Genomic DNA, 25,731 nt, shown 5'->3' on the forward strand with positions numbered 1-25,731 from the left:
AAATAATAAAAAATATGCTCGCCGGACTTAAGCCAGGCGGCCATATTTTTTGTCTATTTGGAGTAAGAAGCAATCAAAAATAAAGTGTTTTTATCCGTATATTTGAAGGTTTTAAGGTTGCCGATCTTCGCGGCTCTTGCAGTAAGTTCGCTTTCTATATCTGAAAGCGGGATATTAAGCTCTGCAAGCATTACTAGCAGGTGGTATGTTAAATCACTAACCTCAAGCACAACCTGCTCTCTGACGCCGTTTTTTGAGGCAATAATGGTTTCAGCGCACTCCTCGCCAACTTTTTTTAAAATCTTATCTATTCCCTGCTCGAAAAGATAGCAGGTGTAAGAGCCTTCGGACTTGTTTTGTTTGCGGTCTTCTATAGTTTTATATAAATCTTCGATAGCGTTCATCTTATTTCTCCTCAAGTTTATTGAAAAAGCAGCTTCGGCTGCCGGTGTGGCATGCGGGACCTATCTGTTCGACTTTTATGAGAAGCGTGTCGTTGTCGCAGTCGCCGTATATTTCTTTGACATACTGAAAATGCCCGGAGGTTTCGCCCTTGTTCCAAAGCTTTTGACGGGAACGGCTGAAATACCATGTTTTCTTGGTTTTAAGCGTAAGTTCAAGCGATTCCCTGTTCATATAGGCAAGCATGAGCACCTCGCCTGTCTTCCAGTCCTGCGTTATAACGGGGATAAGCTCGCCCTTTTTGAAAAATGCGTCAAGATCCATTTTTACCTCCTGACCGTAATGCCTTCGGCGGCAAGATAGTCTTTTACCTCTTTTATCGTAAGCTCTTTATAATGGAAGAGGGATGCCGCAAGCGCAGCGTCGGCGCGGCTCTGTTTGAACACGTCCGCAAAATGCGAAAGCTTTCCGGCGCCTCCCGATGCAATCACCGGAATTTCCACGCTGTCTGCAATAAGATTCAAAAGCTCTATATCATAACCGTTTTTTGTTCCGTCGGTGTCCATAGATGTGAGAAGTATCTCACCTGCGCCCAGCCTTTCGCCTTCTTTAGCCCATTCAACAGCGTCAAGACCTGTATCGATGCGTCCGCCGTTTATAACGACGTTAAAACCGCCGTTTTTATTTCTTCTTGCGTCGATTGCAAGAACTATGCACTGATTTCCGAACCTGTCTGCCGCGTTTTTGATAAGCATTTTATTACGCACCGCCGCAGAGTTCAGCGAAATTTTATCTGCCCCAGCACGCAGGATCTCTTTTATATGTTCAACTGTCCTGATTCCACCGCCGACTGTAAGGGGCATGAAAACCTCAGAGGCCGTGCGTCTTACGACGTCTATCATAGTGTTGCGCCCCTCGTGCGTTGCGGTGATGTCAAGGAAAACGATCTCGTCGGCGCCCTGCTCATTATAGAATTTTGCGATCTCCACAGGGTCTCCGACGTCTTTTATATTTACAAAGTTGATTCCCTTTACAACCCTTCCCCCATCAACGTCAAGACAAGGAATTATGCGTTTTGCAAGCATTCTAATCCTCCTTTGAAAGGCGGATGGCCTCTTTTAAGTCAAGCGTGCCGCTGTAAATGGATTTTCCGCATATCGCCCCGTAAAGCCCTAGCTTTTTAAGGGCTGAGATATCGTTAATGTCTTTTATTCCGCCGCTTGCGGTAATGTCACATGGGACAGACTTTGCAAGTTCTAACAGCGCATTTAAATTAGGACCGTTTAAAGTTCCGTCACGGCTTATATCAGTGAAAATGATGTTTGAAACGCCGATTTCAGCCATCATTTTCGCAAACTCGATATAGTTCACAGAAGATGTTTGAAGCCAGCCTTCTGTGCTCACAAAGCCGTTTTTGGCGTCAATGCCGACGGATATCTTTTTGCCGTATTTGACAATAGCTTCTTTTACCATATCGGGGTTCTGAAGCGCCGCCGAACCAAGGATAACACGTGAAACGCCGTTTTCTATATAAAAATCGACAGTTTCAGCCGTGCGTATCCCGCCGCCGACTTCTACAGGTATCGAAATCGCCTTTGCAACCTTTGTGATTAGTTCGTGGTTTACGGGTTTTCCGTCTTTTGCGCCGTCAAGATCGACCATATGGAGGTACTCAGCGCCGCTTTTCTCAAACTGTTTGGCGGTTTCAAGCGCGTCCTGCGCAACTTTGTGAGCTGTTTCAAAGCTTCCCTGTACAAGACGGACACATTCGCCGTTTTTTATATCGATTGCAGGTATTATTATCATTTTGAAAGTTCTCCGAAATTCTTTAAAATCATAAGCCCGACTTCCCCGCTCTTCTCGGGGTGGAACTGGGTGCCGAACACATATCCGTTCTGAACCGCCGCCGTGATTTTTCCGCCGTAATCGGTTACTGAAGTCAGATTATCTTTATTTGATAAAACAGCGTGATATGAATGCACGAAATAGACATATTCCCCGCCTGTAAAGCCTTTTAATATTGGGGTGTCCTTTGTAATCTCAAGGCTGTTCCATCCCATATGGGGGATTTTTAAGCCCGGAGCGCTTGGTATCTTTAAAACGTTTCCGGAAATAAGGTGAAGCCCTTCGGTTATCCCAAACTCTTCGCTTTGATCGAACAGCATCTGCATACCAAGACATATGCCGAGAAACGGCTTTTTTAATGCCTGCTCTTTTAGGAAGTCTATGATGCCGTGATTTTTAAGCTCTCTCATTGCGTCGGGGAACGCGCCGACACCGGGCAGGATTATCGCATCAGCTTTTTCAAGCTCTTTTTTGTCGCCTGTGACCTTGCTTTCGTAACCGAGGTGTTTTAGCGCGCCTGTAACACTGTATAGATTTCCGACATTATAGTCAACAATCGCAATCATTGTATTCTCCTTAAAGCAGACCTTTTGTAGAGGGCAAGACGTCGCCGGTGTTCGGGGTCAGCGCCTCGCGGATCGCCCTTGCCACAGCTTTGAAAAGCGCCTCGATCATATGGTGACCGTTTGAACCGTAAATCATTTTGGTATGCAGAGTGAGCCCTGCATTGATTGTGAAAGCACGGAAAAATTCAAGGAAAAGTTCGGAGTCCATATCCCCTGTTTTGCTGTCCCCAATGTGACAGTCATAGACAAGATACGGTCTGCCGCTGATATCGACTGCCGCAAAAGACAGCGCCTCATCCATCGGAACAAAAAAGCTTCCAAAGCGCTTTACATTTTTATTCTGTGAAAAAATCTGAGCAAACACCTGACCTAGCACAATGCCTGTATCCTCAACGGTATGATGCTGATCTACCTCAAGATCGCCTTTGACATGTCCTGTAATGTCGAACCCGCCGTGCATAGCAAAGGATGAAAGCATATGGTCAAAAAAAGCTATGCCGGTTTCGATTGTAAATTTTCCCGAACCGTCGGCGCAGAGGTTTATTTCTATATCTGTTTCTTTAGTCTTTCTTGCAATCGAAGCTGATCTGTTCAATTAACTTTCCCCTTTATTTAACAATTGCGCTGAATGCTTTATAAAATGCGCTGTTTTCCTTTGTGCTGCCTGCTGTTATCCGCAGAAATCCGCCCATATTTCTGACGCAGACGCTTTGGTTTAAAAGGGCGTCATATATTTTCCCTGCTTTCTCAGATTCAACAAGTACAAAATTTGTAAGCGTTGGTATCACTTTATATAGAATAACAGATGATTTTGAAAGCATGGATAGTTTCTGCTCAAGCCGTTTTTTTCCGGCCATTATCCTTATACGGATGGCTGCGGCAATCTCATGGTTGTCAAGAATTATTTCGCCTGCAGCCTGAGAAAGCGAATTTACGTTGAATGGGGATTTGACTTTTTTGATTGCGTCTATAAAGTCTTTTTGTGCAACGGCAAAACCGATTCTTACCGCGGCGGCGCCAAAATCTTTTGAAAGCGTTTTAAGTATGATGACATTCGGCAGGTTTTCTATCTCTGGAATGATGCTTTCATTCCAGAAATCCATATATGCCTCGTCAACAACCACAAGGCAGTCGACATTTTTAACGAAATCAAGCACTTTTTCGCGCTTAAGCCCCTGCCCCGTCGGGTTGCAGGGATTTGAAAATATCACAAGCCGGATATTTTCTTTTGATATGGTTTTTTCAGCTTTCTTTAAATCTATCTGCAGATTTTCATCTTTTTTTAAAGTGATGTTTACTGCGCCCCGTTCTTCCGCGTAAAAAGCATACATCGAGAAATCCGGCGTAAAAGTGAGAATTTTGTCGCCATCATTCAAAAATGAATTGATTATAAGTGAAATAAGCTCGTCTGACCCGTTTCCCGCAACGACATTATAATCATTTACCCCGTAGCACTTAGCATACTTTGAACATAATTTTTGTGCATATGGATCTGGGTATCGGTTAAATTCTATAGAAGCAATACTTTTTTGGATATCCTTTTGAAGATGCCAAGAAAGATTTGCATAGCTCTCGTTTGCATCAAGTTTTACATCATAGATATTTTCAGTGGGAGTGTATGGCTCAATGCGGTTTATTTTCTCCGGTATATATTTGTTCATTGTCCTTCACCCTAACTTTAATTGAATTTGCATGTGCGTCAAGTCCCTCAGATGCCGCAAAACGCATGACATCCTTTGAGATTCCGTCAAGTGCATTTTTGTCATAATATAAATACGAAGATTTTTTAATAAAACAGTCTACTGAAAGCGGAGACGAAAAGCGAGCGGTGCCGCTGGTCGGAAGCACATGGTTTGGCCCTGCCATATAATCACCGAGTGGTTCCGGAGCGTTTTCACCGAGAAAAATGGAGCCTGCATTTTTGATTTCCGGCAAAATCACAAACGGTTCTTTTACCATCAGTTCAAGATGCTCGGGTGAGATTTCATTTGCAAGCCGGACACAGTCGTCAAGATCAGAACAAACAATAATGGCACCGTAATCCTTAAGTGATTTTTCGATATATTCTGCTCTCGGCAGAGTTTCTATCTGTTTTTTTAGTTCCAGCGTTACAGCTTTTGCCTGCTTTTCGGACAGGCATAAAAGAACGGATGATGCAAGCACGTCATGTTCAGCCTGGGACATCATATCAGCCGCAAGATAAGCCGGATCGGCGCTTTCATCAGCGACTATGAGAATTTCGCTAGGTCCTGCTATCATATCGATTTTCACTTTGCCGAATACGAGCTTTTTAGCTGTTGCGACGAAGATATTTCCGGGGCCGACGATAACATCAACCTTCGGGATAGATTCAGTGCCGTATGCAAGGGCGGCGATTGCCTGAGCCCCTCCGACTTTATAAATTTTATCTATGCCGGCAACTTCAGCCGCCATAAGAATATTTGCGGGCACTGTTCCGTCTTTGCCCGGCGGAGTGACCATGACTATTTCGCTGACGCCCGCGACTTTAGCCGGAATAGCGTTCATCAGGACGCTTGACGGATATGCCGCCGTGCCTCCCGGCACATATATGCCAGCTCTCTCAAGCGGACGGATTATCTGACCGCAGACGACCCCGTCTTCATCTATCCTGTATCCTGTCTGCTTTTGCTTTTCGTGGAATTTAGTAATGTTTTCTGCGGCGCGGCGCATTACCTCGACAAGCTCAGGGTCGACAGAGCGGCGTGCATTTTCAAATTCGGAATGGGTCACCTCAAGTGATAAAAGATCGACTCCGTCAAAACGCTTTGTATATTCATAAAGCGCAGCGTCCCCGTCTTTTTCAACCTGTTCGATTATCTTTTCGACTTTTCTGAGTATATCTCCGCCGATAGCGGCGCTTCTCTTGTTAAGACGCTCCATAAATTCACGTTCATCTTTGCCGCCGCTTTTCAAAATTCTTAAATTCATTTTTAAACCTCTGTCTAAAGTGACGCTTTCATATCTTCTACAAGCGTCAGAATCTCATTTTTCTTAATTTTCATGCTAGCGATATTCACAATGAGGCGAGCGGAAACCGGAGCGATTTTCTCGTAAACAACAAGTCCGTTCTCCTTAAGCGTTGTGCCTGTTTCAACAATATCGACGATTGCATCCGCAAGCCCTAATATAGGCGCAAGTTCGACTGAACCTTCGATTTTAATGATTTCTACATCCATGTTCCTTTTTGAAAAATAGGTTTCTGCGACCTTTGGGTATTTCGATGCAACCACTTTATGCCCAAAGCCGGAGAAAAAGTCTTTTCCCTTGAGCCCCGCAAGAGCAAAATTGCATTTGCCGAAACCCAGATCCATTATCTCGTAAAAAGACGCTCCATGCTCCATAATGGTATCCTTGCCGACAACGCCTATATCGCAGACGCCGTGCTCAACGTAAGTTATGACATCCGGGGATTTGGCAAGCACGACTTCGATAGGCTTTGGAGGCATGTTTAAAATCAGCTTTCTGCCCTTGTTTTCAAGTTCATCAACATTGTAACCCATTTTTTTAAACAGCGCAACCGTAGCTTGTTCGAGACGGCCTTTAGTAAGAGCTATCCTTAACTTTTTCATTTCTGCGCCTCCACTTCCATGACAGTTACAGTTTCACCTGTTTCAAAAAGCTTTTTTATTTTTTTACACTTTGCGTAAGCTATTGTCTCTTCAAGTGTAGGCATTACGCTGAGCTCAGCTTTACTTCCCTGTTTACGCAGGTTTTCAAGCAGCTCGTATGCCTGATTGAAATTTCCGTCACCGCAGAAGACGATAGCATCGATGACAGGGTTTGCCGCGAAATCCTGTCTTTTTGAGAGCAGGTCGGCAAGTGCGTCGATGTTAACAGCAAAACCTGTTGCAGGAAGCGACATGCCGAAACTTTGAATAAGGTCGTCATATCTGCCGCCGGAGATAACGTTGCCGCCGACACCATCAATATAGCCTCTGAATACTATGCCGGTGTAATAGTTTATATGGTGGACAAGCCCCAAATCTATGCTGACGTAATTTTTAAGCCCGAGGTCGACAAGCCTGCGGTATATCGTTTCAAGGTAGGACAGTTTTTCGAGAACTGCAGGATTATCAGTAAGACTTGCGCATTCAGCAAACACTTCTTCTCCTCCGAACAGCTCGGGCAGGCGCTTTAAGATCTGTTTATCTCCTTCAGACTGGGAAAGCCCGTCAAGAATATCATTGAGAGATGCGAAATTTTTTCTTTCTATGAGAGCACGGATGGTTTCGGCGCTTTCCTCATCGATATTCAGGCCAGAGATTATTTCTTTGAAAAGCCCGACATTGCCGATCTCGATGTTGAAATCGACGCCAAACTGTTTCAGCATCTGTGCAGCTGTCATTATAATATCGATATCCGGCAGCAGACCCGCCGCGCCTATTAGTTCGACGCCGCTTTGTGTTGTTTCCGTCCTTTTTCCGTTTTGAAGTCCGCTGACTGAAAAAACATTTTGCGTATAGTGAAGTTTTATTGGAAGCACAGGGTCTTTAAATCTGGTTGCCACGACGCGAGCAATCGGCTGTGTGCAATCAGGACGAAGCACGAGAAGCCTTCCCTTCGCGTCGGTCATTTTGAACATTTCCTCCTGCGGCAATGGGTCGCTGTTTGAAGTGAAAACGTCATAAAACTCGACAGACGGGGTTTTAACCTCGCTGTACCCCATATCTTCAAAGAAAACTTTTATATCTTCAGAAACCTTGTTTTTAGCTGAACAGCTTGCAAATAACAGATCTCTTGTTCCATCAGGAATCTGTGTATTAAATCTTGACATTAGGTCACCGCCCTTATACTTTATCACTTTACTATACTACTATAATACCATATTAAATTATTTTGTCAATCCCTCCATTGTAATTTTCAAATATATTTGTTATAATTAGTTTCTGTTTAATACATACAGGTCATAACAGCTGTATTTAGCATACTATATTCTTATGATTTTCAGGGAGGGACATTTATGAGTGAATACGGAATATTCAGCGACCCTGAGGATGTGAAGCTGACGATTATGTTTGCGCTTAAAAGTCTCGGACACCCGGCAATTTTTGACCATTTAAATGAGATCGTCATTTCCTCCGGACGTGTCAATTATTTTGACGAGCAAAGCGAGATAGAAGCTCTTTTAAACTCTAAACATATTTCGAAAGAATCTATCGGAGATACAGAATATTTCGTTCTGACGGAACTGGGGCATGAAACGATAGATATTCTAGAGATGCGTCTTCCCTATTCCGTAAGGGAACGGATCATAAAAGACACCGTTAAGTTGGAAGCAAAAATAAAATATAACGCACAGACAAGGGCTCAGATAAAGGATTCAGAAAACGGCTTTATCGTCACATTAGGCATTATCGACGGATCGGAACCGCTTTTTGAGGTATCGCTTTTGGTTTCAAACAGACAGCAGGCGGAAACAATATGCAAAACATTCAAGGAAGACCCTGAGGGCATGTATGCCGATCTTGTAACAGTTATGACGAGAAATATTAAGTAACTAAATTATCGTGAAAAAAAGACTGAAAAAATAGCAAATTTTTTCAGTCTTTTTGTATTTTTATCTAATTAATTCCTTAAATGTTTTTATAGTGTTTTCGTACATTTTTAGCTTCTTCTTACTGGTGCTCGCCGGATAATCCATGTATGAAACACCGATCAGGTAATCATCCGGAATAGCTTTAAATGACTCCATTTTCGCAAGCTTGCTGTCCTTCTTTTTAACTACCACACCGTCGACTGCCTTATCGCTTACGTCTTTTACATTGACAAATTCAAGTCCAATATCTTTGAAGTGTGCATATTCCTCGGGGCTTAAGATAAATAGGAACGGACTTCCTGAAGCAAGTTCGACCGAAAGCTTTTGCTGCATTGCCATTGCGTAATCGCTGTCCGAATTGCCTTTACTGTCTTTTGTTAAAAAAATCGGGGTTATCTCAGGAGTGTTTTTCTTATCGCCGTCAAGATCTGTTACATACTTCGAAAGATCATTTTCCATAGCGTCAACCTGATCGCCTTCAATATAACACGATCCGACATATAGAGCATACATATCAGTGTCGACATGAGTGACAATGCTTACAATCGTGGAAATGATTATTATCAGAGCAGCAATAGCTATTACAGTATGCCATGTATAATAGTCGAAGAAATACGTCAGTTTCGCTTTTGGGGTCATGTCTTTCCAGTATTTTTTTGTATACATTTCAAGTCTGACCCTGTCGTCTTTGTGCTTCATATAACACACCCTTTATTTTTCAAGAGGTTTCATTGTCGGGAAGAGCAGGACATCTCTGATAGATGGGCTGTCGGTTAACAGCATGACAAGACGGTCGATTCCTATGCCTAAGCCGCCTGTCGGAGGCATTCCGTATTCAAGAGCGGTGATGAAGTCTTCATCCGGAATGTTAGCCTCTTCATCTCCTGCGGCACGAAGTGCTGCCTGACGCTCAAAACGCTCTTTCTGATCGATTGGATCGTTGAGCTCGGAGAATGCGTTGCCCATTTCACGAGCGGTAATAAATACTTCGAAACGCTCGGTAAGACGGGGGTCTGACGGTTTGCGCTTTGCAAGCGGAGATACTTCAACAGGATAATCGGTGATAAATGTTGGAGAAACAAGGTTGTCCTCAACTTTTTCCTCAAAAACAAGTGCGATGATGTTGCCGCGTGAAAGCTTGTCAACATCTTCAAGATCAAGGCTTATTGCAGCCGCGCGAGCTTCCTCGTCACTCTCAATCGTGGTAAAATCGATGCCGGTGAATTTTTTGACTGCGTCTATCATTGTCATTCTAGTCCACGGAGGGGTGAGGTCTATCTCCTGCCCCTGATAAGTGACCTTCATCGTTCCGCATACCTTTTCGCAGACGGATGAAATCATTTGCTCTGTGATTTCCATCATGACGTTATAATCAGCGTATGCTTCGTAAAGCTCGATGCTTGTAAATTCAGGATTATGCTTAATGTCCATACCCTCGTTTCTGAAGATACGACCTATTTCATAAACCTTTTCAAGCCCGCCGACTATAAGACGTTTCAAGTGGAGCTCGGTTGCTATTCTGAGATACATATCTATATCGAGCGTGTTGTGATGTGTGATGAACGGACGTGCAGCCGCGCCGCCTGGAATAGTGTTCAGTATGGGGGTCTCGACCTCCATATAGCCGCGCTCATCCAAAAATTCACGTATATATTTAATAATCTTACTGCGTTTGATGAATGTATCCTTTACCTCATGATTGATTATCAAATCGACATAGCGCTGGCGATAGCGCAGTTCCTGGTCACGCAGGCCATGAAATTTCTCAGGCAGAGGCAGAAGAGATTTTGATAAAAGCAGAACTTTTTCGGCATGGATGGAAATCTCGCCGCGTCTTGTGCGGAATACTTTTCCAGAGACACCGATAATATCGCCGATGTCGAATTTTAGGAATGACTGATAGCTGTCTTCACCAACGTCGTTTATCCTTACGTAGACCTGTATTTTCCCGTCACGGTCACGGACATCGCAAAAAGATGCCTTACCCATATCACGTTTTGACATAAGGCGTCCGCCGATGGTAACGTCTTTTCCCTCAAACGCGTCAAAGTCAGCAAGGATTTCCGTTGTCTACGTATCTTTTTCGAAACGTGTTATCTGGAAAGGGTCTTTCCCTTCGCTTTGAAGAGCTTTAAGCTTATCACGCCTTATCTTTAATATTTCGCTTAAATCCTCTGTGCTTTCAGCTTCCGAAATGATCTCTTCTGCCATTTATTTATACATCCTCCTATGAAAAGACAGGCGCAAAGCCTGTCTAAAAGTAAAAATTAGTTATACGCAGAAATTAAGTATTCTGAGCAAATTATAATATTTTTAAAACTTTGACTTCAATTATGCCGGAAGGAGTAACAGCTTTAACAGTTTTGCCTGCTTTTGCGCCCATAAGAGCTTTTCCAACGGGGGATTCATATGAAATGCGGTTATTATCAGGGTCAGCTTCAGTGCTGCCCACTATCTCATAACTTTCCTCTTCGTTTTCGCCTTTGAACAATACTTTAATTTTTGAGCCGACGTTGACTACCTTTGCATTTTCGGCAATATCGATTACCTGAACATTTTTAAGCGTAGCCTCGAGCTGCTGGATCTTTGCCTCAACAACAGCCTGCTCGTTCTTAGCTTCGTCATATTCACTGTTTTCAGACAGATCACCGTAATCTCTGGCTTGTTTTATATTTTCAGCAATTTCCTTGCGGCGCACAGTTACTAAATAATTGAGCTCGTCTTCGAGGTTTTTTAAACCTTCTTTAGTCATTTTGATTGATTCTGGCATAACGGTTAACTCCTTTATTTATGAACTTACAATATTTATATATTATATCGAGTGACAATGTTGCTGTCAAGAAATTTATCTTGTGAAAACAGGTAAAAGTTTCAATGATTTTTTTGTTTAAAAGATTCAATATTCTCGTCATACAACGCTGTCAGGAGATCTCCGGGCTTCACATGATATTTATCTGCAACAGATTTGAAAAGTGATTCATACTTAGGCAGTGTCGGCTCAAACCTGCGGCAGTCTATACAATGCCTAGCAATTTCCGAAGGGGGTTTTGGACCTCCCGTAATGATGATGATGTCGCAAGGTGTTCTTACCTGCATACTATCATTCAGTATTAGCAGAGCCCCGTTTTCATACTCAAAGCGTGATACGATTTCAGAAAACTTATTGATATAACGGGTCTTGATAAAAATCGTATTTGCTCTGAATTTAAGCCACTGCAATAATTCAAAGTCCGCAAGTTTTCCATCAGGGTCTAAAAGACACATTATCGTTTTTTCAGGCGAATATCCCCCGCACAGTTTTGACTTTATATACTCGTAAAGACTGTCTTTATAAAACCTTTCAGAAGATGTCTTGATATAGCCCTCATCTTTTAAAAAGTTTTCAAGATGTTCATCAATACCTGTAATGTAATAATTATTGCTGTTATCACCGATAATATCACGGATTGCGCTAAAAACACGTAATCTTTCTTTTTTTGTAAAATTACGGTATATTGCATAGCAAACGACGGTAAAGTCGATGCCGGCGGCGTTTTCTGGATTATTCTTGATTGATTTGCGGCAAAATATGCGTTTAAAAACCGAGGTTTTTTTATTTATTTGCTGCGGGATCAATATAAATGTCATATCAAGCTCCATAAATAGAACATTGCATAGTTTTTTTTACTCTGATATGAAAATATATCGAACTGATAGGGCTTTTATGACATATTATTATTTATTTAAAAAGTCTATTGCCTTTTGAAGCTGGGGATCATCCTGTTTAGACAAATCGTAAAAATTTACGCCGTCGGGAAGTTTGACTTCGATATCCGGCGAGACACCGATGCCCTCATAATTATCGCCTGTAGGCGGAAGATATTTTCTTGTTGAGAGATCGACACCTGTGCCGTCGCCAAGATCGAGCACATACTGCATCGTCCCCTTGCCGTAGGTCTTGACGCCTATGAGTTCAGCCTTTTTATAATCACGCAGCGCAGCGGAAAACAGCTCTGCGGCACTGTATGTCTGGTCGTTGATAAGTACGACCATTGGCTTTATCACCTCATTGCTGTCAGACTTAATTACCTGCTCTTTGCCGTCTTTATCGCGGATACGGATTATAGGACCCTCTGGCAACAGCATATCAAGTATCTTGCAAATTGCGTCAAGGTCTCCGCCGTTGTTGTACCGGACATCAAAGATCAAGCTTGACGCGCCCTGCTTTGTCAGAAAGTCAAGAGCTGATTTGAACTCGGCATATGTTGTCCCGTCGAAAGAGGATATTTTTATATAACCGATGCTGTTTTCGAGCATTTCAAAAGAAACAGAATAAGTCTGGAATTTCTCACGCTTTAAGGAATAGTTAAACGGTTCACCATTACGAAGTATAGTAAAATCGACGGTGGAGCCTTCTTTTCCGAGAAACTTATTAAGCGTTTCATAATAACCTAGTTCAGAAACGTTTTGACCGCCGATGCTTTGAATGACATCGCCCGGTTTTATCCCCGCCCGTTCAGCCGGCGAGTCTTTCATCGTGGAAACAATTTTAATCGTTCCGTCCTGAAGGTTGATGATATTGACACCGATTCCGGTAAATTTCCCGTCGCTTTCATCGTTGAACGCAGCATAGTTATCCTTATTAAGGTACAGCCCGTATTTGTCACCGAGCCCGTTCATATATCCATCAAGAATCCCGTCTGTTAGCTTTTCCTCGTCTATCTTGTTTACATACATGCTTCGTGCAAGTTTGTCAAGCTTGAAAAGCTTTGAAAAACGTTTCTGCTGGTCGCTATACTCAGACAGTTCCTTATTTACAATAGTCTGATAGGAAGTTGCGGTTAAAACAAATGTAAGTGTGCAGGCGAGAAATATATAAAGCAGCATATTCATGACAGGGATTTTTTTGTTCATTTTTAACTCCATGCCGCTGTTTTAAATTCCATAAAAGCTCCATAAAATGGAGCTCTTTGGTATTAATGCGCGTTTCCGCTTTGCGGCGAGCGGCTCGCAATATAATAATTTTATTTAAAGTATGACATAGGATTTACACATGAGCCGTTTTCTCTGATTTCAAAGTGAAGATGAGGACCAGTTGAAAATCCTGTAGTTCCGACTTTGCCGATCTCCTGCCCTTTGGTTACAGTATCGCCGTTGCTTACAAGAAATTTTGAAAGATGGGCGTAAAGTGTTGTTTTCCCGCCGCCATGGTCGATAACGATACAGTTTCCGTATGCGACGTTATAAGCCGCTTTTATTACCTTTCCTCCGTTTGCGGCAACGACTGTTGCACCGTATGGAGCGCCGATATCAACGCCGGTATGTAATTCAGCTTTGCCTGTAATCGGGTGGATTCTGTTGCCGAACGGACAAGTTATTGTTGTATATCCGGGAGCAGGCCATGTGAATTCGCCGCCGACATAATCTTTGATCGTTGCAATGGATTTTAGTTCCTTTTGAAGCTGATTTCTAAAATCCTGTTCAAGCTTTTCATTTTCGTCATAAGCCTGTTGGCTTTCTTTAACATCCTGATTGAGCGATGCTATAATAGCGTCGCTTTCACTTTTCTTTTGCTGATATTGATTCTGCGACTGCTGAAGCTGTACCTTTTGAGCGCTTTCCTTTGCCTTACTGTCCTCAGCAAGTGATTTAAGCTGCAAAATCTGCTGTTTGTCGCTTACAAGCCCGTTTATTAATTTTTTATCGAATTTCATAATAGAAGAAGCCATATCAAGCCGAACCAATAAATCAGAGAAATCCTTCGCGCCGAACACCACTTCTAAAAAAGAAGTTTCCCCCGCCTCAAAGTTTGCTTTTACACGTGCTTTGTATAAATCAAATTTACTGTCGATCTGTTTTTGCAGATCTTCACTTTGACTGTTGAGCGAAGCGATCTGTTTATCATACTGCGCTATGATATCATTTTGTGTATCGATATTGTCTGCCAAAAGATTAATCTGTTTGTCCAGATCGGCTTTTTTTTGATTTTCCGATTTTATTTTGCTTTTAGAAGCATCAATACCGCTCTGTAATTGTTTCTGCTGCTTACTGATGCTGTTCATCTTATTCTGAAGGTTTGCTATATTATTTTTTGTTTCATCATAAGAAGAAGCCGCGCTTGCATCTTTAATAAGAAGCGGAAGAACAGCCGTTATTATAAGAAGCCCCGCGATAAGAAGCGCAACGAATTTAAAAAACGCATTACCTTTCAAGCTCTCACCTTCTAAACTCTAAGATATCTTCCGATTGAAATAGCGGAACCGACAACGCCGATAACGATGCCTACACACAGAAAAGCAAGTGCAAGCGTTGGCGCCACGCTTGTAAACGGGATTACAACTACGAATGACAGCGATGACGCAATTGACTGAAAGGCGTAAATGTAAGCGTACCACTGTAGACCGAATGAGATCAAGCCGGAAATGATTCCGATTATTGTGCCTTCAACAATGAAAGGCCAGCGAATGAACCAGTTTGTAGCGCCTATGTACTTCATGATGTTTATCTGACGGCGATAGTGGAAAAACGCCAGCCGTATAGTGTTTACAATGATAAACAGCGACGCGATAAGCATAATGATCATTATCCACATGCTCACATTTTTTATAACGCTTCCCGTTTTGATGATAGCGTCAACGATATCCTCCTGACTGCGTATCGAGGAGATATGAGTGACCTGCCTGAGCTTGGACAGCGTGTCGTTGAACTTGGTTATGTCATTCATCGTGACTTTAAAGTAAGCCGGCAGAGGATTGTCATTTTCAAGATCGTTGAAAAGGACTTTCTGATCGGTGAATTTAGATTTATACTCTTCAAGAGCCTGCTGTTTGCTCTTATACTCGATGTTTTTAATGTTGTCTATTGAGGAAAGCTGACTTTTAATATTTTGAACATCGGCATCAGTTGCCTTATCCTCAACGAAAAGTGAGACCTCGTTTTTATCTTCAATAGCTTTTATATTTCTTTGAAGATTAAGAGTAATCAGAAAGAAGTTGCTGGTTATTAGCAGGCATGCGGCAAGAACGCATACCGACGCAAGACTCATAACTTTATTTGCGAAAAAGAAATGAAAGCCCTGCGAGATTACATAAGTGACATTATTGTTTTTCATCGTATTTACCCTCTGCTATGTCGCTCTCAAGGCTTCCCTTGGCTAAAAATATAACGCGTTTTTTCATTGCGTTTACTAAGTTTCTCTCGTGGGTTACAACGATAACCGTTGTGCCGCGTTTGTTTATTTCATCTAGGAGACCCATTATCTCACGTGACATCTGCGGATCGACATTTCCGGTAGGCTCGTCCGCAATAATAAGTTTTGGATTGTTAACAAGCGCGCGTCCTAATGCAACCCTCTGCTGTTCTCCGCCAGAAAGCTCGCTCGGATAGCACTGAGATTTGTGCTGAAGATTCATAAGTTTCAATATGTACGGCACACGCTTTTTAATAATCCTCATCGGCGCGCCAACAACCCTCATTGCAAAGGCAACATTATCGAATACCGTCATTTCAGGGATCAGCCTGAAGTCCTGAAACACAACGCCCATAGTGCGGCGCAGGAACGGAACCTTTCTGTTTTTAAGCCTTCTAAGGTTGAATTTATTGATGTATATGTCTCCTGATGTTGGCACTTCCTCTTTAAGTAGTAATTTTAGCAAAGTTGATTTGCCCGCACCGGAAGGCCCGACGATAAACACAAACTCGCCATCATCAATTTTTAAATTGACATTGGCGAGCGCCTTTGTGCCGTTGGGATACTCCTTGCAGACATTGACAAGTTCGATCATTTATACGCTCCATTAAAACTTGTTTGTGTTGTTGACAAGGTAGCGATTGACCATAAGGGCAAATTTGAAGGTTATCGCATTGTCAAACTCCCTAATATCTAATCCTGTTAGCTTTTTAATTTTTTCAAGTCTGTACACAAGCGTGTTTCTGTGAACGAAAAGCTTGCGCGCAGTTTCTGATACGTTTAAATTGTTTTCAAAAAATTTATCGATCGTAAGCAGCGTCTCATTGTCAAGCGCAAAAATGGAATTTTCCTTGAACACCTCGTTCATGAACATTTCGCATAGTGTAGTTGGAAGTTGATAGATAAGGCGCGATATGCCAAGGTGATCATAGCTTACTATATATTTGTCATTTTCAAAAACTTTACCGATTTCAAGGGCGATCTGCGCTTCCTTAAATGAACGCGCAAGGTCTTTGATGCTGCCTACAACAGTTCCGATACCTACATAGCTTTTAGAGTAATACTCACTGCTGAATGTATCAATGATCTGTCTGCCCACCTTTTCAAGATCCTTATATGATGTTCCGGGCTTAACTTCTTTGACAAGGGCTATGTCAGTTTCGTTAACGTTGATGACAAAGTCTCTGTTTTTTTCCGGAAACAGGGTTTGAAGGATCTCAAAAGCAGATACATAACTGTCATTAGATGTTTTGACAAGCAGAACAACACGCGGAGTGTCAGGCGTAAACATCAGCTCTTTTGCCTTGACATAAATATCTCCGGGAAGGATATTATCAAAAATGATATTTTTGACAAAATTGAGCTTGTCAAATTTTTCTTCCAAATGGCTTCGCATATTGGAAAACACAATGGCAAGGATTTTCGCATAATTCGCGGCCGATTCATCTGTTCCTTCTATAAAGACAACATAATCCAGAGCCGGAGAAGCACCGAAAGACTTGTAGGTAAAATTACCTATTACGGTTGTATCCTTGGTATGATCAATAGTATTAATAACATTATCGTGAGTATGCCCCATCATTGTAAGTTCACTGCACGCGATAACTGTTCCTGTTTCATCCAACATACCGCAGACCCTGTCTATGGTGTTTTTCATTTGATGAATAATAGACTGGAATACACGATTAGCCATAATGATGCTCCTTAGTTAAAATTTTCACAGTGCCCCATCGAATCCATTATACACGTCATTTTGTTGATTTTCAACAAAAAACCACAAATTTAAGGTATTAAAGGTCATTTTTTAGCATATCGTCGTAGCTTTCACGGTTCAAAACGAGCCTTGCCTGTCCGTTTCTTATAAACACCATCGCAGGACGAGGCACCCTGTTATAGTTTGACGCCATTGAGTAATTATATGCACCCGTATCTAAGACAGCAACAGTATCTCCCGGTTCAGGTTTAGCGATAGACACGTTTTCCTGTATCAGATCGCCGCTTTCGCAGCATCTTCCGGCGATAGTTGCGGTAAAGTCCGGGCGCTTATTTGCCTTGCTTGCAACGAGCACATCATATTGTGCGCCGTAAAGAGCATAGCGCGGGTTGTCAGGCAGTCCGCCGTCGATTGCGACATAATTTCTGACATCCTTGATCTCTTTAATCGAGCCGACTGTGTAAAGCGTAAGCCCGGCAGAGCCAACAATGGAACGCCCCGGTTCCATCATGATATACGGCCTGTCAAGGTTTCTCTCTTTACATACGGAATCAACAGTATCTGCAATGCTTTCCATATATTTTTCATATGGGATAGGGTCATGATCTTCGATATAGCGGATACCAAAGCCTCCGCCAAGGTCGAGTTCGGTCATTTTTATACTAAATTTTTCATCAATATCCGCCATAAAGTTCAGCATGACGCGAGCGGTGTAGTTGAACGGCTCAAGCTCAAAAATTTGTGAACCGATGTGACAGTGAAGCCCGGCGAGGTTTATATTCTTAAGCTCAAGAATTTTGCCAATAAGTTCTTCTGCCGCTCCTCCCTCGATCGGAGTGCCGAATTTGGAATCTATTTGACCGGTCATGATAAATTCGTGAGTATGCGCGTCGGTTCCGGGGGAAACACGCAGCAGCGCTTTAACTGTTTTGCCGTATTTTTTCGCAATGGTGTTTATCAGTTCAGCTTCATAGAGGTTATCTATTACAAAACGTCCGACGTCGTTCACAACGCCCATTTCGATTTCCGCTTCCGTTTTAAAGTTGCCGTGGAACATGATTCTGTCCATTGGAAAACCGATGCTGATGGCTGTATAAAGCTCTCCGCCCGAAACAACGTCAAGCCCCAATCCTTCGCTTTCAATGATGCGGCACATTTCTTTTATGCATAACGCCTTGCTTGCGTAAAACACCATACCATGCCCGTTATAGTTCTGGTCAACCGCGTTTTTATATAAACGGCAGTTTTCACGTACAACAGCCTCATCCATCACGTAAAGAGGCGTGCCAAAAGTTTTTGCAAGTTCTACTGTGTCAAGCCCTGCAACTGTAAGATGTCCTTTGCTGTTTACCCGCATGTCCGATTCCAAATGCAATTTTTTCTCCCACTTTCATGTTTCTTTATTTTACGTAATTTTTAAGTGTACCTATACCTTCTATCACAACTTCAACGGTATCCCCTTTTTCCATAGGGCCTATTCCGCTCGGGGTGCCGGTTGTTATGATGTCCCCGGGTTGGAGTGTCATGACTTCGGTTACAAACTCCACAAGCTCGTCAACCTTCCAGTTAAGCGAGCTTGTGTTTGAATCCTGTTTGATTTCACCATTTAATAAAGTTCTTATAGAAACGTTATCAGGGTCTATTTCATCAGTGATAACAGGACCAACAGGCGCAAATGTGTCAAAGCACTTCGCTCTCGTCCACTGCCCGTCTGACGCCTGAATATCACGCGCGGTAACGTCGTTCAATATTGTATATCCGAGTATATAGTCCCTTGCCTGCTCACGTTTTACGTGATGTGCGGCTCTTTTAATAACAAGCGCAAGCTCGCCCTCGTAATCGACACGTTTAGAGATTTCCGGATAAACTATTGCTTCTCCGTTCGCAATTACGGCAGTTGAGGGCTTGATAAAGATGATAGGGTTTTTAGGAATGTCGCCGTCGAACTCCATTATATGATCGACATAGTTTTTTCCTATTGCGACTATCTTTCCCGGCTTGCATGGGGACATAAGACGGCAGGCGGACAGATCGTCCGCCTTATCCGTTAAAGTATAGTCGCCAAAAATATCCCCTTCGATTCGAAGGGCGGTGCCGTCATCCTGCGGCATTCCATAATATATTTTTCCGCCAACTAAATATCTGACTATCTTCATTCTTTTGTTCCTTATTGCTTTATTACAGGTCTGTTTATAGATGAAATATCAGTGCTTATAATTTCACTTACCGCGCTGTCTTTTACTGGCTTTAATATTTTACCCTTATTATTGTCAGCAGACGGAACAAGAGCGTTTTCGAGCACCTGAGAGATATTGGTTACGTAAATGAAATCAAGCTTTGATCTGACCTCTGGGTCTATCTCTGTAATGTCTGCCCTATTGTCTTCAGGCAGGATGACAGTTTTAAAGCCAAGCCTTGCCGCGGCGGATGTTTTCTCATTTAACCCACCTATCGGAAGCACGTTTCCGCGAAGCGTGATTTCACCGGTCATGCAGACATCACGCTTAATAGGAGTCTGAGTGAGCTCGGATACGATAGCGGTTGCCATAGTTATGCCGGCAGAAGGACCATCCTTTGGGACAGCGCCTTCCGGAACGTGAATATGAATATCACGGTTTTTATAAAATTCCTTATCTACGTGAAGTATATCGCTTTTGCTGCGGATATAGGTTATTGCAGCGTTTGCGGACTCCTTCATAACGTCGCCAAGTGAGCCTGTCAGCTGTATTTTTCCTGAGCCCTCTACAGCGGCAACTTCGATTTTAAGCGCCTCGCCGCCGACAGAAGTCCATGCAAGGCCGTTTGCAACGCCAACCTCGTCGCTTTTTGCAAGCTTTTCGATCGGAATTCTGGGGGCGCCAAGATATTTTTCAAGGTTTATTGCGCTGATTTTAGATTTTTTTATGCCGGACAGTTTTGCTGCCGCAGCCTTACGGCATATCTTTTCAACGGCACGCTCAAGGTTTCTGACGCCTGATTCACGTGTGTATTCTGTGATGATTCTTTCAATAGCGCTTATATCTATATCTATATCAGATTTTGAAAGCCCATGTTTCTTTATTTGTTTTGTAATAAGGTGACGAACTGCGATCTGCAGCTTCTGTGTATCTGTATAGCTAGTAAGCTCGATGATTTCCATTCTGTCTAAAAGCGGGCGCGGGATAGTGTCAAGAGAGTTTGCGGTTGTGATGAAAAGCGCATGGCTTACATCAAACGGTATCTCAAGATAATGGTCACGGAACGAGTTGTTTTGCTCACGATCCAGCACCTCGAGCATAGCGGAAGCGGGATCTCCACGGAAATCGTTGCCCATTTTGTCTATTTCATCGAAAAGGATAAGCGGATTCATTGATCCTGCGCGTTTGAACGCGTCTATAATTCTGCCCGGCATGGAACCTATGTAGGTTTTGCGATGCCCTCTTATGTCTGCCTCATCACGAACGCCGCCCAGCGACATTCTTACGAACTTTCTGTTAATCGCCTTCGCAATCGATGTTGCGATAGACGTTTTGCCGATTCCCGGAGGGCCGACAAGACATAGTATCTGACCCTGAGGTTTATTCGTAAGCTTCATGACCGCCAAATATTCAATGATTCTCTCCTTGACCTTTTCAAGACCGTAATGGTCTTTGTCAAGCACTGTTTTTACCTTTTCAAGATTTATTTTATCCCTGGTGAACTTATTCCACGGCAGTTCAAGCACTGTGTCAAGATAAGTTCTAATCACGCCTGATTCTGGTGACGACGAGCTCATTTTTGAAAGCTTTGATGCTTCTTTTAAAAGCATTTCCTCTTCTTCAGGTTTAAATTTCAAGGCTTTGATCTTCTGAGCATAGTTTTCTGCCTCAGTCTGGGGATTATCCCCTTCACCAAGTTCATTATAGATTGCCTTGATTTGCTCTCTTAAATAGTATTCGCGCTGATTTTTATCGATAGAATCTTTGACCTGTTTATGGATCGATCCTTCCAGAGACAGTATCTCTATCTCACGATAAAGTATCGTAATAATGGTCTTAATACGTTCAACCGGATCTACTGCGTTTAAAATGAGTTGTTTATCTTCCGCCTCAAGAACAATGTTGGCGGCTATATAGTCGGCAAGCTTGCCTACGCTCTTGATAGACATGACGTTCATAAGAACATCCGGTGACATACGCGGAATAAGAGATGCGTACTGTTCGAAAAGCCCGAATGTTTCTCTGATAAAAGCCTCTGTCTCTGAATATTTTAATTCGTCAGAAGGCTCTTTTAAAATTGAGAGTCCGACTGTTGTCATATTGCGGCCGGAATAAAACGTTTCGATGCTGGCGCGTTCAAGTCCTTCGACAAGTATGCGCACGTTGTCATTGGGCAGATTCAAGATCTGCTTTATTACCGCGACTGTTCCAATGTCATAAACATCTTCGCGGCCCGGGTCGTCAGTTTTAATATCACGCTGTGTCACTAGAAATATACGCTGATCATCTTTCATAGCGGCTCTGATAGCAGAAATAGATTTTTTTCTTCCAACTTCAAAATGAGCCGACATATGAGGAAGAACAACTATTCCGCGCAGGGCAAGCAGCGGATAAGTAACTATATTAAGCTGTCCCTGTTTCATTTTTTTACCTCCTTTATCACGCATATTCAGCAGAGATATACCCTCGCTCGATTATATGCGAACGATCGAAGCAATGTCATAAAGCTATTGCCGCAATCACTGAAACTAAGATTTTTTCACTGTATTATAACATTATATTTATACACTATCAATAAAAATCAGGGTAAAATTTGAACTTTATTCACAATTATTTGTTGGGATTCTGACCAATTTAAAATAAAGAAACCTTTATTATCTAATAAGTTTTTTTAGAATAGATATAAAAAAACGACCGTGAAGTTTGCCTTATCACGATCGTTTATATAGGCTAAATAAAATTATGAAACAGAATTTCTGCGAGCAGAAGATTTTTTGCTTGTTATAGCCATTTTGCTTCTTACTCTTTTTTGCGCAGTTTCCGTAATAAGCGGTTTTTCTTTGTTTCTAACGCATTCCGGCGTTATAACAACTTTTGAGATATTCAGATTTGATGGTATCTCATACATTATATCGGTCATGAGCTCTTCCATGATCGAACGCAAACCTCTTGCACCCATATTTCTTTTTTCGGCAAGTTCGGCTATTGCGGCGATAGCATCGTCAGGGAACTCAAGATCGACGCCGTCAAGTTTAAACAGCGCATTATACTGCTTAGTAAGCGCATTTTTAGGCTCTGTAAGTATTTTGCGGTATGCATCAAGTGAGAGCGGTTCAAGAGTGGTAAGTATAGGCAAACGGCTCACAAGTTCCGGAATAAGACCGTATTTTATAAGATCATGCGGAACAATGTTTTTCAGCAGTTCTCCTGTCAGCTTTTCGCTGTTTTTACGTATTTCTGCGCCAAACCCTATCGGCTGATGATTTGTACGTTTTTCGACTATTTTATCAATACCGTCGAAAGCGCCGCCGCAAATAAACAGGATGTTTGTTGTGTTAATCTGTATGAATTCTTGATGCGGATGTTTCCTGCCCCCCTGCGGAGGAACGTTTGACACAGTGCCCTCAAGAATTTTAAGCAATGCCTGCTGAACGCCCTCGCCGCTTACATCACGTGTAATGGATGGGTTTTCAGATTTGCGGGCGATCTTGTCGATCTCATCGATATAAATAATGCCTTTTTCAGCACGTTCAATATCAAAGTCTGCCGCCTGAATTAGGCGAAGAAGGATGTTTTCAACATCCTCGCCGACATAACCTGCCTCAGTCAACGTTGTTGCGTCTGCAATAGCAAAGGGAACATCGAGAACTCTTGCAAGTGTCTGAGCAAGCAGTGTTTTTCCAACGCCAGTAGGCCCGAGCAAAATTATATTGCTTTTTTGAAGCTCAACATCGGCAATATCCCCGGAATATATCCTTTTATAATGATTGTAAACAGCAACTGAAAGCGCTTTTTTAGCCTGATCCTGCCCAACGACATACTCATCAAGGGTTGATTTAAGCTGTGCAGGTGTCGGAAGGGCGGCAACAGGCTTGCCACTCGAGTGTGACTTAACTGAGAGATCATGATATAGCATCTCAGCGCATAAATCAACGCATTCATTGCAGATATATGCTGACCGGCCAGAAATTATCCGCATAACTTCAGCAGCGTTTTTACCGCAGAAAGAACAAATTATTTCATTTTCCTTAGTTTCCTTGGGCATGGTTTCCTCCAAAAAATAATTGTTTTACTTGCGAATCAAAACTTTGTCAATCAGCCCGTAAGCTGCCGCTTCGTCAGCACTCATAAAGTTATCGCGGTCGGTATCCCGCTCGACAATTTCAAGCGGCTTTCCTGTCATTTCAGACAGCATTTTATTCATTTTAGATTTAATCTTGGCATATCTGTCTGCCTGTATCTTAATATCGCTGACCTGACCCTGTGCCCCTCCAAGAGGCTGATGGATCATGATTTCGCTGTTAGGCAGTGCAAAGCGTTTGCCCTTTGCACCAGATGCGAGCAGGAAAGCGCCCATGCTAGCGGCCATTCCTACACAAATTGTTGACACATCGCACCTGATATGCTGCATCGTATCATAGATCGCCATGCCGGAGGTAACTGATCCGCCAGGGCTGTTGATATAAAAATTGATGTCTTTGTCAGGATCCTGAGCCTCAAGATATAAAAGCTGTGCGACGATAAGGCTTGCTGTTACGTCGTTGACTTCTTCAGACAGAATTATTACCCTGTCGTTCAGCAGTCTTGAATAGATATCGTAAGAACGCTCGCCTCTGTTTGTCTGCTCGATTACTATAGGAACTAAACTCATGTTAAAACCTCCTAAATGTTTTGGCAATTACTTGGAGGATTTTCTGATTTTCGCAGTCTCCTTTATCAAGTCGATTGCCTTATTGATTTGTATGTCTTTTGTAAGTTCCTCTTCAGGGATATAGGTTTTGATTTTATCTATTTCGATTTTATACTGATCTGCAAGCTTGGTATACTCGGCGTCGATGTCTTCTGCAGAAACTTTTATTTCTTCTGCCTCAACGATCTTTTCAAGCGCAAGTCTTACCTTTGCCCTCTTTTCGGCTTCCTCTGTAAAGTTTTTGCGGAAGTCTTCCGGATTGTTTCCGGTGATCTGCAGGTATGTTGCAAGCTCAAGACCTTGAGAACGCAGTCTCTGATCGAATTCCTGAGTCATCTGATCGATATTCTGCTCGATCATAGCGTCAGGCAGCTCAACAGTCATGCCTTCAACGATCTTGTCAATTAGTTTGTCTTCGGCCTCCTGCTCGCTTTTTGCGTCGGCGTCAGCCTGCATTTTCTTTTTAAGGTCTTCTTTGAAAGCGTCAACAGTGTCAAATTCAGTTGAAATATCCTTTACAAACTCATCGTCAAGATCTGGAAGCTCGGTCTCTTTGACTTCGTGCAGCTTAATTGCAAATACAGCATCTTTGCCGGCAAGCTCGTTTGCGTGGTAATCCTCGGGGAATTTAACGTCTATATCGAATTCCTCACCGGCCTTTTTGCCGATTACCTTCTCTTCAAAACCGGGGATGAATTGACCTGAACCGATTTTAAGGGTCTGCTTTTCAGCTGTACCGCCCTGGAATTTCTCACCGTTTACAGAACCGGAATAGTCGATAAGGACTGTATCGCCATCTTTAACGGCACGGTCGCCTGCATCGATCAAGCGTGAATTTCTCTCGCGAAGCTTTGTGATCTCCTCGTCGACCATCTCGTCAGTGACTTCAACGACTTTTCTTGTTACAGTAAGCCCCTTGTAGTCGCCAAGAGTGACTTCAGGTTTTACCGGAACAGTCGCTTTGAAAGTATATCCTGTTTTTTCAAGTTTTATAACCTCAACATCTGCGCGGCCGACAGGATCGATACCAGCCTCTTTCACAGCGTCTTCGTAAGCTTTGGGATAAGAGGCATTGACGGCATCCTCAAAAAATACAGATTCGCCGTAAAACTGCTCTATCATTTTTCTCGGGGCTTTGCCTTTGCGGAAACCGGGAACGGTTATTTTAGGAGCATTCTTTTTATATGCTGCGGTCAAAGCCTGTCCAAATTCCTCTTCCGGCACCTCGATCTCGAGCGCAACCCTGCTTTTTTCAAGTTTGTCTGTCGACAACAAATTCATTTTACTTCCTCCTGAAATATGTAAATGTTTTTTCTTTCAAACATACCAGCTAAGTTTACCATAAAATTTGTAAGAAATAAAGAATTTTTTTCAAATTAATAAACTTCAGCAGGCATAAAATGCAGATAGTCGGCAGAAATAAGATTATAAATAATCCCCTCGTATTCACCTTCTACAGCATAAGAGGTTCCGGCACCGTGAATGTGCCCGTAAAAACAATGGCGAACGCCATATTTTTTTAGAATTTCTATTATTGGCTCAGAACAGAATCCTTTGATGACCGGCGGATAATGCAAAAACACACGAATATGCTCAATATCGGACAGTTTCA

At 42.6% G+C, this 25,731-nt stretch carries 26 protein-coding genes and 1 pseudogene; 1 reads left to right on the forward strand and 26 read right to left on the reverse strand.

Annotated elements, in window-relative coordinates; translation table 11 throughout:
• Nucleotides 1-53: 53 nt before the first annotated feature.
• Genes hisE through hisZ form a run of 10 tightly spaced genes read right to left on the reverse strand, consistent with a single transcriptional unit; the run spans nt 54 to nt 7,608 of the window.
• Entirely contained in the window at nt 54-404 is a 351-nt protein-coding gene (hisE, locus tag Q8865_05685; GenBank protein ID MDP4152921.1) for a phosphoribosyl-ATP diphosphatase, read from the reverse strand.
• Nucleotide 405: 1 nt separating this feature from the next.
• A complete protein-coding gene (gene hisI, locus Q8865_05690) occupies nt 406-726 on the reverse strand; it encodes a phosphoribosyl-AMP cyclohydrolase (GenBank protein ID MDP4152922.1) in 321 nt (106 codons plus the stop codon).
• Between the two features lie 2 nt (nt 727-728).
• A complete protein-coding gene (gene hisF, locus Q8865_05695) occupies nt 729-1,487 on the reverse strand; it encodes an imidazole glycerol phosphate synthase subunit HisF (GenBank protein ID MDP4152923.1) in 759 nt (252 codons plus the stop codon).
• Nucleotide 1,488: 1 nt separating this feature from the next.
• Nucleotides 1,489-2,208, reverse strand: coding sequence for a 1-(5-phosphoribosyl)-5-[(5-phosphoribosylamino)methylideneamino]imidazole-4-carboxamide isomerase (gene hisA, locus Q8865_05700; protein MDP4152924.1), 720 nt, complete (start codon nt 2,206-2,208; stop codon nt 1,489-1,491).
• A complete protein-coding gene (gene hisH, locus Q8865_05705; GenBank protein MDP4152925.1) occupies nt 2,205-2,813 on the reverse strand; it encodes an imidazole glycerol phosphate synthase subunit HisH in 609 nt (202 codons plus the stop codon). The genes hisA and hisH overlap by 4 nt, the downstream gene beginning before the upstream one ends.
• A gap of 10 nt (nt 2,814-2,823) precedes the next feature.
• Nucleotides 2,824-3,408 carry an imidazoleglycerol-phosphate dehydratase HisB gene (gene hisB, locus Q8865_05710; GenBank protein MDP4152926.1) on the reverse strand — a complete coding sequence of 195 codons (585 nt, stop codon included), beginning with the start codon at nt 3,406-3,408 and terminating at the stop codon, nt 2,824-2,826.
• A 13-nt stretch (nt 3,409-3,421) separates the two neighbouring features.
• Nucleotides 3,422-4,474, reverse strand: a complete 1,053-nt coding sequence (gene hisC / locus Q8865_05715; GenBank protein MDP4152927.1) for a histidinol-phosphate transaminase — start codon at nt 4,472-4,474, stop codon at nt 3,422-3,424.
• Entirely contained in the window at nt 4,437-5,762 is a 1,326-nt protein-coding gene (gene hisD, locus Q8865_05720) for a histidinol dehydrogenase (GenBank protein ID MDP4152928.1), read from the reverse strand. The genes hisC and hisD overlap by 38 nt, the downstream gene beginning before the upstream one ends.
• Before the next feature lie 14 nt (nt 5,763-5,776).
• On the reverse strand, nt 5,777-6,403 hold the full coding sequence (gene hisG / locus Q8865_05725; protein MDP4152929.1) for an ATP phosphoribosyltransferase: 627 nt from the start codon (nt 6,401-6,403) through the stop codon (nt 5,777-5,779).
• On the reverse strand, nt 6,400-7,608 hold the full coding sequence (gene hisZ / locus Q8865_05730; protein MDP4152930.1) for an ATP phosphoribosyltransferase regulatory subunit: 1,209 nt from the start codon (nt 7,606-7,608) through the stop codon (nt 6,400-6,402). Before hisZ ends, hisG begins: the two co-directional genes overlap by 4 nt.
• Before the next feature lie 186 nt (nt 7,609-7,794).
• Between hisZ and Q8865_05735 the strand changes: the two genes are divergently transcribed.
• Nucleotides 7,795-8,331: a DUF4364 family protein gene (locus Q8865_05735; GenBank protein ID MDP4152931.1), complete on the forward strand. Its 537-nt coding sequence runs from the start codon at nt 7,795-7,797 to the stop codon at nt 8,329-8,331.
• A gap of 60 nt (nt 8,332-8,391) precedes the next feature.
• Here the strand turns inward: Q8865_05735 and Q8865_05740 are convergent, their stop codons facing one another.
• The 16 genes and pseudogenes from Q8865_05740 to Q8865_05815 form a co-directional block, all read right to left on the reverse strand.
• Nucleotides 8,392-9,069 (reverse strand): hypothetical protein, encoded by a 678-nt coding sequence (locus Q8865_05740; GenBank protein ID MDP4152932.1) that lies wholly within the window; start codon nt 9,067-9,069, stop codon nt 8,392-8,394.
• A gap of 12 nt (nt 9,070-9,081) precedes the next feature.
• Nucleotides 9,082-10,581 (reverse strand): annotated as a pseudogene (gene lysS, locus Q8865_05745) (lysine--tRNA ligase).
• A 91-nt stretch (nt 10,582-10,672) separates the two neighbouring features.
• Nucleotides 10,673-11,140: a transcription elongation factor GreA gene (gene greA / locus Q8865_05750; protein ID MDP4152933.1), complete on the reverse strand. Its 468-nt coding sequence runs from the start codon at nt 11,138-11,140 to the stop codon at nt 10,673-10,675.
• A 101-nt stretch (nt 11,141-11,241) separates the two neighbouring features.
• Nucleotides 11,242-11,997 (reverse strand): hypothetical protein, encoded by a 756-nt coding sequence (locus Q8865_05755; GenBank protein MDP4152934.1) that lies wholly within the window; start codon nt 11,995-11,997, stop codon nt 11,242-11,244.
• 87 nt (nt 11,998-12,084) lie between these two features.
• Entirely contained in the window at nt 12,085-13,263 is a 1,179-nt protein-coding gene (locus Q8865_05760) for a S41 family peptidase (protein ID MDP4152935.1), read from the reverse strand.
• 110 nt (nt 13,264-13,373) lie between these two features.
• Nucleotides 13,374-14,561: a peptidoglycan DD-metalloendopeptidase family protein gene (locus Q8865_05765; GenBank protein ID MDP4152936.1), complete on the reverse strand. Its 1,188-nt coding sequence runs from the start codon at nt 14,559-14,561 to the stop codon at nt 13,374-13,376.
• Nucleotides 14,562-14,572: 11 nt separating this feature from the next.
• Nucleotides 14,573-15,460, reverse strand: coding sequence for a permease-like cell division protein FtsX (gene ftsX, locus Q8865_05770; GenBank protein ID MDP4152937.1), 888 nt, complete (start codon nt 15,458-15,460; stop codon nt 14,573-14,575).
• Complete coding sequence (gene ftsE, locus Q8865_05775) at nt 15,447-16,133, reverse strand: cell division ATP-binding protein FtsE (protein ID MDP4152938.1); 687 nt, start codon at nt 16,131-16,133, stop codon at nt 15,447-15,449. The genes ftsX and ftsE overlap by 14 nt, the downstream gene beginning before the upstream one ends.
• A gap of 12 nt (nt 16,134-16,145) precedes the next feature.
• Nucleotides 16,146-17,231, reverse strand: coding sequence for a helix-turn-helix domain-containing protein (locus Q8865_05780; GenBank protein ID MDP4152939.1), 1,086 nt, complete (start codon nt 17,229-17,231; stop codon nt 16,146-16,148).
• A gap of 97 nt (nt 17,232-17,328) precedes the next feature.
• Nucleotides 17,329-18,609, reverse strand: a complete 1,281-nt coding sequence (gene lysA / locus Q8865_05785; GenBank protein ID MDP4152940.1) for a diaminopimelate decarboxylase — start codon at nt 18,607-18,609, stop codon at nt 17,329-17,331.
• Nucleotides 18,610-18,652: 43 nt separating this feature from the next.
• Nucleotides 18,653-19,408, reverse strand: coding sequence for a fumarylacetoacetate hydrolase family protein (locus Q8865_05790; GenBank protein ID MDP4152941.1), 756 nt, complete (start codon nt 19,406-19,408; stop codon nt 18,653-18,655).
• Between the two features lie 11 nt (nt 19,409-19,419).
• Nucleotides 19,420-21,852: an endopeptidase La gene (gene lon / locus Q8865_05795; GenBank protein ID MDP4152942.1), complete on the reverse strand. Its 2,433-nt coding sequence runs from the start codon at nt 21,850-21,852 to the stop codon at nt 19,420-19,422.
• A gap of 317 nt (nt 21,853-22,169) precedes the next feature.
• On the reverse strand, nt 22,170-23,474 hold the full coding sequence (gene clpX, locus Q8865_05800; GenBank protein MDP4152943.1) for an ATP-dependent Clp protease ATP-binding subunit ClpX: 1,305 nt from the start codon (nt 23,472-23,474) through the stop codon (nt 22,170-22,172).
• A 24-nt stretch (nt 23,475-23,498) separates the two neighbouring features.
• Nucleotides 23,499-24,080, reverse strand: coding sequence for an ATP-dependent Clp endopeptidase proteolytic subunit ClpP (gene clpP, locus Q8865_05805; protein ID MDP4152944.1), 582 nt, complete (start codon nt 24,078-24,080; stop codon nt 23,499-23,501).
• Between the two features lie 27 nt (nt 24,081-24,107).
• Entirely contained in the window at nt 24,108-25,400 is a 1,293-nt protein-coding gene (tig, locus tag Q8865_05810) for a trigger factor (protein ID MDP4152945.1), read from the reverse strand.
• 95 nt (nt 25,401-25,495) lie between these two features.
• Nucleotides 25,496-25,731: serine/threonine protein phosphatase (locus Q8865_05815; protein ID MDP4152946.1), on the reverse strand; the 236-nt coding region annotated here is incomplete at its 5' end.

The organism is Bacillota bacterium, from assembly GCA_030705925.1.
GTDB lineage: Bacteria > Bacillota > Clostridia > Oscillospirales > Feifaniaceae > JAUZPM01.